General features: G+C 60.0%; 11 protein-coding genes. 7 read left to right on the top strand and 4 right to left on the bottom strand.

Annotated features, from left to right (window positions below; translation table 11 throughout):
* Positions 1-74 precede the first annotated feature (74 nt).
* From KEC45_RS18025 to KEC45_RS18050, 6 genes are all read left to right on the top strand, one after another.
* Positions 75-1,214, top strand: a complete 1,140-nt coding sequence (locus tag KEC45_RS18025) for a dipeptidase (RefSeq protein ID WP_242774153.1) — start codon at positions 75-77, stop codon at positions 1,212-1,214.
* Positions 1,211-2,671: an amidohydrolase family protein gene (locus KEC45_RS18030; protein WP_242774150.1), complete on the top strand. Its 1,461-nt coding sequence runs from the start codon at positions 1,211-1,213 to the stop codon at positions 2,669-2,671. Before KEC45_RS18025 ends, KEC45_RS18030 begins: the two co-directional genes overlap by 4 nt.
* A gap of 262 nt (positions 2,672-2,933) precedes the next feature.
* Complete coding sequence (locus KEC45_RS18035; RefSeq protein WP_242774137.1) at positions 2,934-3,989, top strand: acyl-CoA dehydrogenase family protein; 1,056 nt, start codon at positions 2,934-2,936, stop codon at positions 3,987-3,989.
* Between the two features lie 11 nt (positions 3,990-4,000).
* The gene (locus KEC45_RS18040; protein WP_242774135.1) at positions 4,001-5,221 is read left to right on the top strand and encodes an acyl-CoA dehydrogenase family protein; all 1,221 of its coding nucleotides are present in this window, start codon (positions 4,001-4,003) and stop codon (positions 5,219-5,221) included.
* 357 nt (positions 5,222-5,578) lie between these two features.
* The gene (locus KEC45_RS18045; RefSeq protein WP_242774132.1) at positions 5,579-6,484 is read left to right on the top strand and encodes an SDR family oxidoreductase; all 906 of its coding nucleotides are present in this window, start codon (positions 5,579-5,581) and stop codon (positions 6,482-6,484) included.
* Positions 6,481-7,251, top strand: coding sequence for an enoyl-CoA hydratase/isomerase family protein (locus KEC45_RS18050; protein WP_242774129.1), 771 nt, complete (start codon positions 6,481-6,483; stop codon positions 7,249-7,251). Before KEC45_RS18045 ends, KEC45_RS18050 begins: the two co-directional genes overlap by 4 nt.
* Positions 7,252-7,266: 15 nt before the next feature.
* Here KEC45_RS18050 and KEC45_RS18055 read toward each other — a convergent pair whose 3' ends face one another.
* The 4 genes from KEC45_RS18055 to KEC45_RS18070 are packed head-to-tail and all read right to left on the bottom strand — an operon-like array spanning position 7,267 to position 11,544.
* Entirely contained in the window at positions 7,267-7,983 is a 717-nt protein-coding gene (locus KEC45_RS18055) for a gamma-glutamyl-gamma-aminobutyrate hydrolase family protein (RefSeq protein ID WP_242774126.1), read from the bottom strand.
* Entirely contained in the window at positions 7,983-9,314 is a 1,332-nt protein-coding gene (locus KEC45_RS18060; protein ID WP_242774122.1) for an aspartate aminotransferase family protein, read from the bottom strand. The genes KEC45_RS18055 and KEC45_RS18060 overlap by 1 nt, the downstream gene beginning before the upstream one ends.
* Positions 9,311-10,417 carry an FAD-binding oxidoreductase gene (locus tag KEC45_RS18065; protein ID WP_193749243.1) on the bottom strand — a complete coding sequence of 369 codons (1,107 nt, stop codon included), beginning with the start codon at positions 10,415-10,417 and terminating at the stop codon, positions 9,311-9,313. The genes KEC45_RS18060 and KEC45_RS18065 overlap by 4 nt, the downstream gene beginning before the upstream one ends.
* A gap of 41 nt (positions 10,418-10,458) precedes the next feature.
* Positions 10,459-11,544, bottom strand: a complete 1,086-nt coding sequence (locus KEC45_RS18070) for a P1 family peptidase (protein ID WP_252171220.1) — start codon at positions 11,542-11,544, stop codon at positions 10,459-10,461.
* A 414-nt stretch (positions 11,545-11,958) separates the two neighbouring features.
* On the opposite strand from KEC45_RS18070, the gene KEC45_RS18075 reads away from it, so the two are divergent.
* Entirely contained in the window at positions 11,959-14,145 is a 2,187-nt protein-coding gene (locus KEC45_RS18075) for a TonB-dependent receptor (RefSeq protein ID WP_242774116.1), read from the top strand.
* Positions 14,146-14,180: the final 35 nt, after the last annotated feature.

Raw genomic sequence — 14,180 nt, forward strand, 5'->3', positions numbered from 1 at the left:
GAAAGCGTGCAATCATCCTAGGCGCAGCTGCGCTGGTGGCATCCTCTGTCGTATTCGCTCGCAATGGAGCCCCGATGCAGTCGGCACACCGCGACGCAATCGTGCTCGATACTCATATCGACACCCCTGCATTGCTGCACGTTGTCGGCTGGTCGATTATGGATCGCCACTCGCTTTCGGTAGACGGAACACAGGTTGACCTTCCGCGCATGCGAGATGGCGGGCTTGATGGTGGCTTCTTCGTCGTCTTCACCGAGCAGGGCCCGAGAACCCCGACAGGTTACACCGTGGCGCGCGATGAAGCATTGATGCGCACCCTTGAAATTCGGGACATGGTCGCGCGACACCATGAGGCCTTTGAACTTGCAACACGGGCAGACGACGCCGAGAAGATCGTCAAATCGGGCAAGCGGGCCGTCTTCATGAGTATGGAGAACAGTTATCCAATCGGCCAGGATTTGTCGTTGATGCACACCTTCCGTGCGCTCGGTGTAACGATGATGGGCCCGGTCCACGTCGGCAACAATGATCTGGCGGACAGCTCAAATCCCGACAATGGGCCAGAATGGCATGGCCTGTCTCCGCTTGGGCGCCGGTGGGTAGCCGAGGCCAATCGACTCGGTATCCTGATCGATGCTTCACACGCTTCTCCGGAGGCGCTGGATGATATTCTTGCGCTTTCCAGCGCGCCCATCATCTTGTCCCACAGCAGTCTCAAAAGCCTTGCTGACAATCCTCGAAACATCGACGACACGAGGCTGCGTGCGCTTGCCGCGAAGGGCGGTGTCATTCAGATCAATGCCGTGTCGAGCCATCTCGGCGTGCCCAACAGTCCTGGACGCGCACCGGCCCGCGCTTTGCTCGGGCAACCGGTCGCCACCATCGCCGAGCTTCGCGAGCAGCGCGCCACTGTGCTCAAGATCGAACGTGAAAATCCGGCGCCGCGCGCCGATCTCGATCTTCTGGTCGCTCAGATCCGCTACGCTGTCGCGCTTGTCGGTATCGATCATGTCGGTTTGTCGGGTGATTTCGATGGTGGTGGCGGTATCGATGGCTTCGACGAAGCGAGTGACTATCCACGGATAAGCCAGCGCTTGCTGGCGGCCGGCTTCACGGCGGAAGATCTCCGCAAGTTCTGGGGAGGAAACGTGCTGCGGGTCCTGCGCGAAGCGCAGGCTCGGGCCGAGCTAACTGCAGTTGCTGGACTGCGATGATGCAATCACTGGAGTGCAGCCTGCTGTTCCGCGGCGGCCTCGTCATCGACGGCACCGGAACGCGCGGCGTGATCCAGGATGTGGCAGTCGAAAACGGGGTAATCGTTGCGACCGGAGACCTTTCTCGATGGCGTTCGCGCGAGACAATCGACATAGCAGGCCGAGCGCTTTGTCCTGGCTTCATCGACGCACATACTCATGACGATCACTTCGTGTTCGCCGACCCTTCGGCGCTTCCCCGGGTCAGCCAGGGGGTAACCACGGTCGTCGTTGGAAACTGCGGCGTGAGTCTCGCCCCCTTCGTCGCCTCCGGAGAGCTCCATTCCCCCTTCGCAGAAGTCGCCGCCAAGGCTGACTTCCGCTTTGCACGTTTCCGCGATTATCTCGACGCACTGGAAGGCGCACCACCCGCGGTCAACGTCGCCGCGCTTGTCGGTCATACCACCCTTCGCGCCGCGACGATGGACAGGCTCGATCGTCCTGCAACCGCCAGTGAGCGCATGGCGATGCGCTCACTGGCCGCTGAGGCCATGGCCGCCGGGGCGATTGGTATGTCCTCAGGGCTCTTCTATCCGCCTGCCAGGGCTGCGCCGATGGAAGAGGTGATGGCAATTGCGGAGGTTGTCTCCGAGTACGGCGGTATCTATGCGACCCACTTGCGCGATGAGGCTGGTGCCATCGATGCCGCAATTGATGAGGCGCTCCTTATCGCCGAACGTGCGGAAATGCCGCTGATCATTTCGCATCACAAGCTCATGGGCGAGGCCAATTTCGGCCGGGCGCCTGAAACGCTGCGCAGGATTGTCCAGGCGTCAACTCGGCAGGAAGTTGCGTTTGATGTCTACCCTTACGTTGCGGCTGCTAGTTCGTTCAATCTTGACCTCTACCGCCTCTCGAAGCGCGTTCTTATCACGTGGAGTGCCGCTAAGCCTGATGCTGCAGGCCGAGAACTTGATGAAGTCGCAGCCGAACTAGGTATCAGCGGCGAGGCGGCGCTGACCGCACTGGCGCCGGGCGGCGCGGTTTACTTCTGCATGGACGAGAATGACCTGCGCCACATCCTTGCCTCCCCTGACGCGATGATCGGTTCGGACGGGACTACCACCAGTATTCGTCCTCACCCTCGACTGTGGGGGACGTTCACGCGAGTTCTCGGACGTTACGCGCGCGAGGAGGGTCTATTTCCTTTCGAGGAAGCGATCCGCCGAATGACAAGCTTGCCAGCGCGACGGTTTCGAATGGCCGGGCGCGGCGTGATTGCCGCTGGCGCCGTGGCAGATCTGGTTGTGCTGGATCCGGCTACAGTTGCCGACGCCGCCGACTTCGAAAACCCGGTCCAGCCAAGCAGAGGGGTCGAGAGCGTCTATGTTGGTGGGTTGCCTGTCTATTGCCACGGGCAAGCGACAGGTGCGCGGCCGGGTCGCGTGATAAGGGGGGCGCAGAAGCGCCTCAAGTAAGACCGGGCCTTGATCATCTTCCATGCTCTGAACTGCACCGAGCTGATCAGTGGTAGCAGGTGGTCACCCAAAGAGTCACGGCGCAGCATTTCTGTCGGGACATCATTACTGGTCTCTGGCAGTCCGCGTGCGCCGTTAAACGCCGGTCCTGCGAGCAAGGCGCAAGTCAGATCATCCATTGACCGACCGTTCGATTAATGGGATAGCGCGACTCATGGCGAAGGATATCGCATCAGCGCTTGACTGCAGTGAGGACAGCTAGGTGGAGTTCGATTTTTCCGAAGATTACCGGCTCCTTGCCGACCAGTTGCGGCGCGCTCTCGACGTAGCTGCACCACTGGAAGCAGCGCGGAAAACTGTCGACAGCGGCCAAGTTAACCAGTCTGCCTGGAAACTGCTCGGCGAGTTGGGAATCCTAGCCAGCGGCATATCGGCGGATTTTGGTGGCCACGACCTCGGGCCGGTCCCGATTTGCCTGGCTGCAGGAGCAATTGGATGGTCGGTGGCTGCAGTGCCGACCGCGTCATTGTATTACGCCACCCCCTTGATCCAGTCGTGCGGGTCGCCCGAGCAACGGGCTCGCTGGCTGCCTGTACTCGCTAGCGGAGCAGCGACAGCCTGCGTAGCGACAGATACAACGCTCGCTACCCTGGGCGATCGCATTTCGGGTGCTATTTCGCCTGTTTCTGGCGGTAGCGATGCATCAGTCGCCATTGTCCAGGCCGACAATCAGCTGTGGCTTGTCGACCTGGGCGCAAACTCCGTCGAGCGGGAGGCGTTAGAGAGCCTGGATCCGGGTCGCCCCCTCTGCCGCATCACATTTCGGAATACTCCAGCCACTCCCATGGCCGACGACACTTCCGATTTCGCGCTCAACCACGCAGTTGTATGCGTTGCCTTCGAACAGATTGGTGGAGCCTCCCGAGCTCTCGATGGGGCGATTGCTTATGCGCGCGAACGCCAGGCTTTCGGCCAAAGCATTGGTTCATACCAAGCCATCAAGCACAAGCTGGCCGACATCTGGACCAAGATTGAGATCGCACGCGCGCATGCAATGTATGCTGCGTGGTCGCTTGGTGCCCGGGCAAGCGACTTGCCGCTCGCTGCTGCCGCGGCTCGTGCTGCTGCGACCGAAGCCTATCTGTTTGCCGCGCAAGAAACGCTACAGGTCCATGGCGGCTACGGCTTCACTTTCGAAGCAGACTCACACTTATTCTACCGTCGGGCCCGAGCGCTTGCGGCCAGCCACGGACCTGCGATCGAGTGGCGGTCGCATTTAGCCGCTAGGCTGATCGCCGGCGAGGCCGCGCTGCATTGAAAGGCCTGCAGATGGACTTTGCCGATTCTCCCGTCGATGCCCAGTTCCGCGCTCTTGCACGGGAGTGGCTTGCCGGTCATGCACCGGTAGCGCGCGGTCGGGGGCGGGTTTCCTGGTCTGATGATGCAACACTTGTGGCTGCAGCTCGGGATTGGCAAAGTAAGAAGGCCGCTGCCGGTTACGCCGCTGTCGCACTGCCACGCGAGTATGGCGGAGGTGGCGGGACAACCGCTCAGCAGGTTATCTTCCGGCAGGAAGAAGAGCGATACGACGTCCCATTTGGCGTCTATGAAATTGGACTCGGTATGTGCGTGCCGACCTTACTCGCACTTGGGAGCGATCTGGTCAAAGAGCGGTTCATTGCCCGCGCGATCAATGGTGACGAGATTTGGTGTCAGCTATTCTCGGAACCTGCCGCCGGCTCTGATCTTGCTGCCTTGCGAACGAAGGCCGTGAAGGCTGGAGACCACTGGGTTGTCGAGGGTCAGAAGGTTTGGACCACCGGAGCACAGTTCTCTGACTATGGCCTTGTGCTTGCAAGGACCGATCCCGGCGCGACCAAACATGCCGGGCTGACGCTCTTCATTGTCGACATGCGCGCGCCCGGCGTCGAGGTCCGACCAATCCGGCAGCTCGATGGTGGCGCCGAGTTCAACGAAGTTTTCCTGTCCAGTGTTGTAATCCCGGACGAGTTTCGTTTGACCGCGCCAGGCGGCGGCTGGGCAGGAGCAATGACGACGCTCATGTTCGAGCGACTCAATGTCGGTGCGAATATCGGGCTGATCGATTCATCGACATTGATCGATCTCAGCGGGCGCCTCGAAACATCAACCGGACGCGCAAGCGACGATCCTCTTGTTCGCGACATGATTGCCCAAGCATACTTGAATGATCGCGGGCTCAAGCTGCTCACCTACCGAACCTTGACGTACCTAGGTCGCGGCCAGCTGCCCGGGCCAGAGCAATCGATCACCAAGCTAGTGATAGCCAGCCAGGCGCAGTTGATTGCCAACTTGCTGCTTGACCTGCGCGGACAGGAAGGAGCGCTTGCCGGGGACGCCCTGGGCAAAGGCTGGGAGGCTGTTGAGAGGTCCTGGAGTTTTGGCGCGGCCATGCGGATTGCGGGTGGTACGGACGAGATCCTACGCAACGTGATTGCAGAGCGTGTGCTGGGTCTGCCGGCGGCCAAGCGCGACGATACCGCTCGCCCGTTCAATGAGAATCCGGCGTGATCACGCACACCAGAGGGGCACAAGCTCGACCGGCCGATTGCTTCGGCGCACCGGCAGCCAGTGATTCCGCACCCCGGAACAGTTCCCGTCCCAAATTCCTCGCAATTGCCGGTCGCAGCCACGTCTTGCAGCGGGGCCGTTTTGTCGGACTGTGTAAGAGTGACCTCATGTGGAGGCCGTTGCCAGCATTCGACTGCGGGCCACGCGCGGCGAGGGCCAAGTGGGGCGAAATACCTGATCGTCTCGGCAGGCGCGCCGGCGCTTGCACCGTTCGTTGCACGGACTGAAGCGGGGCAAAGGAGCGGCCTTTCAAAATCGCCACGGTGGCTAAAAATTCTTTATCCGAAGGGAAGACTGATGACTGATACACTTCGCTATGATGGACGGGTTGCCATTGTCACTGGCGCTGGCGGCGGCTTGGGGCGGGCACATGCCCTAATGCTCGCCAGCAGAGGCGCGCGCGTCCTTGTCAACGACCTCGGATCGTCGGCGGCCGGCGCTGGGGCTAACACTGGACCAGCGGCTAAGGTTGTCGAGGAGATCCGCGCGGCCGGCGGCGAAGCGGTAGCTAACACGGACTCGGTCATCGATGGTTCCAGGCTGGTCGAAGCAGCGCTCGATCATTTCGGGCAGGTCGACATCATCGTCAACAACGCCGGGTTTCTGCGTGACGTCGGCTTTCACAAGATGACCGAACAGGACTGGAGTGATCTCTATGACGTCCATATGCTGGGAGCATTCCGGATCGTTCATGCCGCCTGGCCGCGGCTGCGCAACCAGAGCTACGGCCGGATCATCAATACTTCTTCGGCCGCTGGGATTTATGGCAACTTCGGCCAGGTCAATTATGGCACTTTCAAGCTTGCGCTCCACGGTTTCACCCAAGCCCTCGCGGTTGAAGGACGCGCCCGCAACATTCATGTCAACTCGATTGCACCGGCGGCGGATTCGCGCCTGACCCGAACAGTCATGACACCTGAACAGCTCGCTCCGATGCGCGCAGAACTTGTCAGCCCGCTTGTCGGTTGGCTGACCCACGAGACCTGCAGCGAGACTGGCGGCCTGTTCGAAGTCGGCGGCGGCTGGGTGAGCAAGCTGCGCTGGCAACGCAGCCGAGGCGAACGAATCGGAGGCGGTGAAGATTTCGCCCCGGAACAGGTTCGCGACGCATGGCCGACGATCATTGATTTCGCTGACGCAGAGGCACCAGGTGACTTTGCAGCGGGGATGGCACCATTCCAGAAGATTATGGAAGGCGCATGAGCAAAGGGTATGCGATCGCGCTCGAGGTCGAACGCGACGGACCGATCGCGATCGCACGCCTTGCATCGCCCGAGCGGGGCAATTCGCTTGGGCCGGCTGACCTAGGTCGCATCACCGACCTGATCAACGATCTGGCCGTAACCGAGGGTGTTGGGGTCATTGTTCTGACCGGGAAAGACGGAATCTTTTCGGCCGGAGCTGCGCTCGATGTTCTGGCCGACAGCCCTGCCGATGAACTGGCCGCAATCGTCGCAAACCAAACCGGACGGCTAGCGGCGGCGATCGCCGGATCTCCGGTCGCCATCGTCGCTGTTGTTGACGGTGCTGCTGCAGGTTCGGGCGCCGGAATCGCCTTGCTCGCGGATATCATGGTCATGTCTTCCAGCGCACGGCTGCTCTTTCCGTTCGCTCGGCTGGGTCTGGTTCCTGACACGGGCATCAACCGCAGCCTGATCGCGGCAGTGGGTGCGGCGCGGGCACGCGCCCTGCTGATGACTGGAGGCTCGCTGTCTGCTGAGCAATGCCTTAGCCTGGGTCTGGCGGAAACTGTCGTACCCGCCGATGGACTTGCCGATGCAGTGCAAAAACTGACGATCAAGCTGGCGGGGGTTCCGCGCGGAACGCATGGCGCCATCAGATCCTTGTTAGCTTCCAGCGAGGCGGAAGCAGGACTAATAGCCGAGGCCCAGGCTCAAGCTGACAGGATGCGCGATCCGATCACTCAAGCAGCTCTGACCTCTGCACTCGCCCTTCTCAGGGGCTCCTGAGCTCGGTGCTGCAATCTATCGGGCAGCCGCTGCAGCGACGAATGCGTCAAACAGGCAGCGATCAGCTTCCGAAATGTGAAATTCCGGGTGCCACTGGGTAGCTATCCAGAAATATCGATCCCGTCGCTCGATCGCTTCGACAACGCCGTCAGGAGCAACTGCGGCTGCACTCGCTTCGACCCCTGCCTCGGTAACCCCCTGCGAATGCAGACTGTTTACCGGCAGACGGTCGCGACCAACGATTTCGCGAAAACGGCTCCCCGGCGTGACGATAACTTCATGCGCCGCCTCTTCATAGGGCGCCGCATCGCGATGCATGTGCCATTCGGGACGCACCGACTTGAGTGAAGGAACGATTGTGCCGCCAGCGGCGACATTCATGACCTGGAACCCACCGCAGATACCGAGCAGAGGTAGATCGCGCTCCGTCACGCGCTGCACTAGAGCCAATTCAAACCGAGTCCGCGCGACTTTCTCCGCTGGTTCCTGATTAACAGTTGAGGGATCGATAAGCTGGGGGTGGGGAAACTGATACCCACCGCCGGAAATGAGCACGCCGTCCAGCACACCGAGATAGTCATCGATGAGCTCGGCCTCGTGCGGGAGCATCACCGGCAGGGCGCCAGCGCCCGACAGGGCTGCCATCATGGCCTGGTTGGCGAAATAATGAAGTTGCCGCGCATCACTTCGCAATTCGACATCAGCCGTGACACCGATGAGTGGTCTGCGCATCAGGCCGTACCCGCAATTGCTCGGTCGATCGCCGACGCAAGCTTGTCAACGATTTCGCCCACTTGCGCTTCGGTGATGATGAACGGGGGAGCAAGCAAGATGTGGTCACCCTGAGTACCATCCACTGTCCCGAACCCCGGATAGCACAGCAGACCTCTGTCCATCGCCGCGCTCTGGATTGCGTTCCAAACCATTCGCTCAGGGGCGAATGGCTCCTTGCTCTCCCGATCGGCGACAAGTTCAATTCCGAGTAGCAGCCCCCGCCCGCGCACATCGCCGATATGGGGATGCTGGTTGAACTTGTCGTTCAAGGAATCCCGCAGGAGTTCGCCCTGGCGGCGCACATCGGCGAGAAGGTCCTGCTCTTCGATTTCCTGCAGTACAGCGAGGCCTGCCGCGGCGGCGGTCGCGTGACAGTTATAGGTATGGCCATGGAAAAAGAACCCTCGACCTCCAGCTAAGGTTGCCACGATCCGGTCGCTGACAAGGATTGCGCTAAGCGGCTGATAGCCGGCACCAAGGCCTTTCGCGACAACGGCGATGTCAGGGACCACCCCATCCTGTTCGCATGCAAGGTAGGTTCCGCAGCGTCCGGCGCCTGCCAGGATTTCATCGAGAATGAGCAGGACACCATACTTTTGGCAGACCGCCTGGATCGCCTGGAAATAGCCCGAAACCGGCGGAATACATCCCGCAGTGGCGCCGACGACAGTTTCCGCAACGAATCCGGCGACGTTTTCCGGACCAAGTTGAATGATGGCGTCTTCGAGCTCGTCTGCGAGCCGGCGGACATATTCGGCTTCAGTTTCCCCGCTGCTCTGCTCACGGTAAGCATAGCAAGGCGAGACAAAATGATGCGGGGGTAGAAAGCCCTCGAAGAGCGATCTGCGGATGAGGTTCCCGCTAACGCCGAGTGCTCCAATCGTACATCCATGATAGCTCTGACGCCGGGAAATGAAGCGGGTTCGACCGGGTTCACCGTTTTCATTATGAAACTGCAGCGCAAGCTTGAGCGCGCCATCCATCGATTCTGATCCGCCTGAACCGGGATATACCCAGTCGAGCCCGGCCGGCGTCGCGGCAACCAGCGCTTCGGCGAAACGTTCGACCGCATCCGTGGTGAAGTACGCGTTATAGAGATAGGGCATGGTATGCGCCTGGGCGGCAATAGCATCCGCCACCCGGGTGGCGCTGTGGCCTAGGCACGAGACCCCAGCCCCCGACGCGGCATCGAGATAGCGCCGGCCGGCAGCATCGATGACATAGGGTCCATCACCTCCAACGGCGACAGGGTATTCACGGCCAAGCAGTCGGCGCATTACATTGGTCATACCGAGACCTCCCTACCCACCAGTCGATCCGGCAGGACCTGATCCGGTGTCAAACCAAAAGCTGCAAGGCCTTCCGGCCATGACCCTCCCGTTACGAGCGCAGACACAATCGCTGCCATTGCCGGCGCTGTCTGCAAGCCGTATCCGCCTTGCCCCGCCAGCCAGAAGAACCCATCGGCGTCGGGCGCGAACCCGGCCGTTGGGACACGGTCAGAGACGAAAGAGCGCAGCCCTGCCCAGCGATGCTGGATCCGCGGCACTGTCATCGTCGTATATTCCTCGACCTTCCACGCTGCCAGCGCCAGGTCATATTCCTCAGGCTGAGCGTCGGTGGGAGGACTATCGACTTCGTCTACTGGCGACGCCAGAATCCGCCCGGATTCCGGGATCATGTAGAAGTCGTCGACTGCGGCCTTGACGAATGGCCACTCGCTGGCGTCGATCCCGTTCGGGGGGTCGAACATAATCACCGTCCGCCGCTTTGGCTCAAGACCAAGGGGCCGCACGCCTGCCAGCCCGGCCACATGATCCGCCCAAGCTCCGGCCGCATTGATTAGCACTGGCGCAGCATATTGCTGACCGCGTTCGGTTGTCACCTGCCACAACCCTGCCTTGTAATCGATACACACGACACGGGATCCGGTAACGGTTTCACCATTGCCATGCTTGATCCTTCGGGCATAGGCTTGCAGCAATCGATCGGCATCGAGCCTGCGACCGCCGTAATCGACCACTCCTTCGACGATGTCGTCTCCGCCAGTCTTCAGTACTGGCACCATTGCCTGCATGACTTTTTCGTCAACCCGCTCGATCGTATCGGTGAACAGCCGCATCTCGGTTTCGAGCCCAGCCAGCGCCTCCACCATTGTTGGGCGAGCCACGAACAGCGCTGGTGTCGGTCTGCAAAATGGTTGGTCCGAGAAATCGCCTGGCGGTTGCTCGAAAAACTCCCGACTATAGGCGGTCATGGCGCGCACTGCATGGTTGCCAATGCCAAAATGGTAGTATGTCGCGCTACGCCCGGAAGAATGATAACCCACCGCCTGTTCAGCTTCGAGCACCACCACGCGCGCGTAACTTGCCAGAGCCGCGGCAGCTGACATGCCGGCGATCCCGCCCCCGATTACTAGCACATCCGCACAGTTCATGTCGCACTCGCAGGCCCGCGGCCATACCGTTGCATCACTTCGACAAGCTTGTCGTTCGGCAGTGCATGCACAATTGTTCCATCGGCGCCGGTCATCGAGTCCGACATGGTCATGGAATTGATGATTGCCTCTTCGACCGCTTCTGAGGCAGCGCGAAAGAGCGGGTTCATGGCCTCATTTGGCAGCATGCGAAGGCCTTCTGCGATCGCGACATCATTGAAGGGCACGCGATTTCCGGTTGAGAAGGCGATTATGAAGTCGCCCGATCTATTTGATCCGAACCCACCGACTCGGCCCAAGCCAATGCCGCCGCGGCGTGCCAGTCTCGCACATTGCGGCGGCAACAGCGGCGCATCTGTTGCGAGTATGATCACGATCGAGCCCTGATCGCGCCGCTGGGGACTATCCACGACCTCATAGCCGAGATGCCGACCGACCGGGACACCATCGACGGTAAGCTCGGACCGATTACCAAAATTCGATTGAACAAGAGCGCCGACGGTAAAGCTACCGCAGGGGGTGGCCGCTACTCTTGATGAAGTCCCAATCCCGCTTTTGAATTCGAAAGTCATCATGCCCGTGCCGCCACCAATTGAACCTTCGGCGACCGGTCCGCCAGTGGCAGCATCGAGCGCTGCGACGACGTCTGCCCGGATAATCGGCCCTTCCCAACCGTCATTGAGCACGCCATCGAAGGTTTCGCCGGCCATCGGTTGGTGCCATCGGTCATCAATGCCGTTCTGCTTGGGATGAGCCAACAGCGTGTCACGCAGGACCCCAATCGAAAAAGCCGAGCTCATGCAGATTGGTGAGGTGAGAACGCCGGTTTCAGCAATCCAATGGCTGCCGGTAACTTCGCCGAAGCCATTGAAGGAATGGAAGCCAGCAAAGACCGATTCCTGCCAGTAGGGCACGCGCAGCGGATGGATGGCAGTGACACCGGTCCGCAAGATACGCGGCGAGTCTGCAATCCGCGTTACGTGCCCAACTCGGACCCCGGCAATATCGGTTATCGCATTTAGCGGCCCCGTCGGCAGCTGCCCGATCGTCAGCCCGAGGTCGCGATATCTGCATTGTGTCATTCGGATTACCATTTGCCCCACAGAAAACTGACTGATCAAAACATGGACTATGAATTAACCGTCCGGACGGATAATGCAACCGGAATCGCTGATCCTTGACTGCCGGGTCCGCTCTTTGACCCGATCGCGCTTGTCTGGCGCAAGCAGCTGCCTTGGCTGGTGGGCTGATTGCCCATTCATCTAGCGATCCCAGGAGAGACCGATCTCGCGCAAGGCAAAGCCCGGCCAAGCCCATCGGCATATAGCCACCCGAGGAGGCTCGAATTGAGCTCTTGTGCGACAGCTAGCCGTGGTGATCTTTGATTCCACGCCCCATAGATCATTGATCAGCCGGTCGGCTGTTTATAAATTGACCGAACGGTCGATCAATGCTAGCCCGCGCCGCTAATGGGGTAATCAAGGGGAGAAGGGTCGATGCGTAAGTTACCGTTTTTTCTCGGTGCTGTTCTGATCAGCACGCCAGCCTTCGCGCAGGAGGCCGATTCGCCTTCAACCGAGCCGGAGATCAACGACAACGCCATCGTCGTAACAGCCCGCAAGCGGGATGAGCGAATTGTCGATGTGCCGCTTTCGATCAGCGCTCTCGGAGCTGGCGATATCGATGCGAAAGCATCCCTGCGACTGCTCGACCTGGCCAACTCGGTCCCGAATCTTGTCAACATCAGCAATGGCAACGATTCTCTCTCGCTGATCGTCGTGCGCGGGGTCGCCAGTCAGTCGCGGGTGAACGCGGGATTCGATTCCGGTGTCGGCGTCTACGTCGACGGGGTAGTTCAAGGTAAGCTCTACAGCTTCAACCAGGAATTGTTTGACACCGAGCGGGTTGAATTCCTGCGGGGTCCCCAAGGAACGCTTTTCGGCCGCAATTCGATTGCCGGCGCGATCAGCATTACCACCCGCAAGCCCGAGTTCGAATTCGGCGGCGATGCAACAGTGCAACTCGGCAGTTACGACGAACGTCGATTTTCTGCCTTCCTGACCGGACCCGTTGCCGAAGACAAGCTTGCAATCAGCATCGGTGGCTTCCGGACCACTCGGCACGGCTATATCACCAACGTCCTCGATGGGCAGGATATCGGCAACATCGATTCCGTCGGCGGGCGGATCAAGGCCCTATGGCGGCCAAACAGCGATGTATCGGTCTTGCTGTCAGCAGATTATACGAACGAGGACCAGCTTGCTCCTGTACCGCAGCCGATTAGCGGATATGGCGCTGTCACTGGCACCTACAAGACCAACACCAACCTTCCCCCGATTGCGAAACGCGAGTTATTCGGTGTTTCCGGTCAGATCGACTGGTCAACCTCAACTGACCTGACCCTGACTTCGATTACCGCCTACCGGACCGCCTCCTCGTTGCGCAATAATGATCCCGACTTCGGCCCATTGGCAGTCGTGGACAGCCAAAAAAAGCAGGATCAATGGCAATTCTCCCAGGAGTTGCGCCTTGCTGGCAAGCTGGGGCCTCAATTTTCCTTTGTCAGCGGCCTTTACTATTTCAAGCAGGAGGTTGACGGTTATGCCTCGAGCACTTTCGGCAACATTACCAACGTCCCGGGATTCCTGAGGGGGCTGACCGGTTCTACGAGCGGGGTGGTAGGATCGGAATCCTTCGCAGGCTTCGTCAATGCTGATTGGGAGGCGCTACCGCGCCTAACGCTGACGCTCGGGGCACGACTGACCTATGAGAATCAGACCCTCGACTTCCGTCAGCAAGGCTTCCCGTTCGTTGCGCCCACCCTGCCACGTGAAACCGATGCTGGTTCCGATACCGATTTCTCGCCCCTTGTTACCTTGCGCTACAAGCTTGCGCCGAGCGTATCGATCTACGGGACGGTGTCGCGCGGATACAAGAGCGGGGGCTGGAACCTCGACAACGTAACGAGCTTCTCGATCACCTCGTTTAAACAGTTGCGGTTCAATCGCGAGCAGCTGACCAACTATGAAGTTGGTTTGAAGGGTGACGTTCTGAACGGTGATCTGGGCTTTGCATTCTCCGGCTTCCAGCAAAACTATGGCGACATCCAGACCGCGAAACTTGTGCCAGTACTGGGCGGCGGCGGGGCGCTGATCGCGGTTGTCTCGAATGCTGCGAGCGCGAGAATCCGTGGGCTCGAAGGGGAAGTCAAGGTTCGTCCCTTCAAGCCGTTCACGGTTGTCGGAACGCTCGGCTACGCTGACGCGCGGTTCAAGGACTACCGCGATACCACGGCCGGCGGCGCCCCGTTGATCTTCGACGGCAACCGTATTCCGAATTCTCCTGAACTGACAGCCAGCCTCACCGCCACATTGCGAGTGCCTGTGAATGACAGGCTCACCTTGGGCGGGCGCGCGCAATACAGCTATGTCGATGGCTTCTTCCAGGATCGCGATAACAGCGCCGCGTTGCGGATCCCGTCTCGCGACACCGTCGACATGTCGATCGAAGCCGAGATCGACAAAAACTTCCGGCTGGCGTTCAATGTCAGCAACCTGTTCAACAACCAGGTTCCGGTCTCTGTCGGTCCGGGCGGTTTCGGCTTTCCGGGTGTAGGGGCAAATCAAAACGTTCAGTTGTCCCTGCCGCGGATGTGGAATGTTCGAGCAAGCTTGAAGTTCTAGTAATCCCGGATCCCAGGTTAGCGATTCTGGACGAA

Source organism: Sphingopyxis sp. USTB-05 (assembly GCF_023822045.1).
In the GTDB taxonomy this organism is placed as follows: Bacteria; Pseudomonadota; Alphaproteobacteria; order Sphingomonadales; family Sphingomonadaceae; genus Sphingopyxis.

What these genes read in the sequence shown, in the direction of transcription:
- KEC45_RS18030 (WP_242774150.1), top strand. Translation starts at nt 1,211, where the DNA reads ATGATGCAATCACTGGAGTGCAGCCTGCTGTTCCGCGGCGGCCTCGTC.
- KEC45_RS18025 (WP_242774153.1), top strand. Translation starts at nt 75, where the DNA reads ATGCAGTCGGCACACCGCGACGCAATCGTGCTCGATACTCATATCGAC.
- KEC45_RS18040 (WP_242774135.1), top strand. Translation starts at nt 4,001, where the DNA reads ATGGACTTTGCCGATTCTCCCGTCGATGCCCAGTTCCGCGCTCTTGCA.
- KEC45_RS18070 (WP_252171220.1), bottom strand. Translation starts at nt 11,544, where the DNA reads ATGACACAATGCAGATATCGCGACCTCGGGCTGACGATCGGGCAGCTG.
- KEC45_RS18055 (WP_242774126.1), bottom strand. Translation starts at nt 7,983, where the DNA reads ATGCGCAGACCACTCATCGGTGTCACGGCTGATGTCGAATTGCGAAGT.
- KEC45_RS18060 (WP_242774122.1), bottom strand. Translation starts at nt 9,314, where the DNA reads ATGACCAATGTAATGCGCCGACTGCTTGGCCGTGAATACCCTGTCGCC.
- KEC45_RS18045 (WP_242774132.1), top strand. Translation starts at nt 5,579, where the DNA reads ATGACTGATACACTTCGCTATGATGGACGGGTTGCCATTGTCACTGGC.
- KEC45_RS18065 (WP_193749243.1), bottom strand. Translation starts at nt 10,417, where the DNA reads ATGTCAGCTGCCGCGGCTCTGGCAAGTTACGCGCGCGTGGTGGTGCTC.
- KEC45_RS18050 (WP_242774129.1), top strand. Translation starts at nt 6,481, where the DNA reads ATGAGCAAAGGGTATGCGATCGCGCTCGAGGTCGAACGCGACGGACCG.
- KEC45_RS18075 (WP_242774116.1), top strand. Translation starts at nt 11,959, where the DNA reads ATGCGTAAGTTACCGTTTTTTCTCGGTGCTGTTCTGATCAGCACGCCA.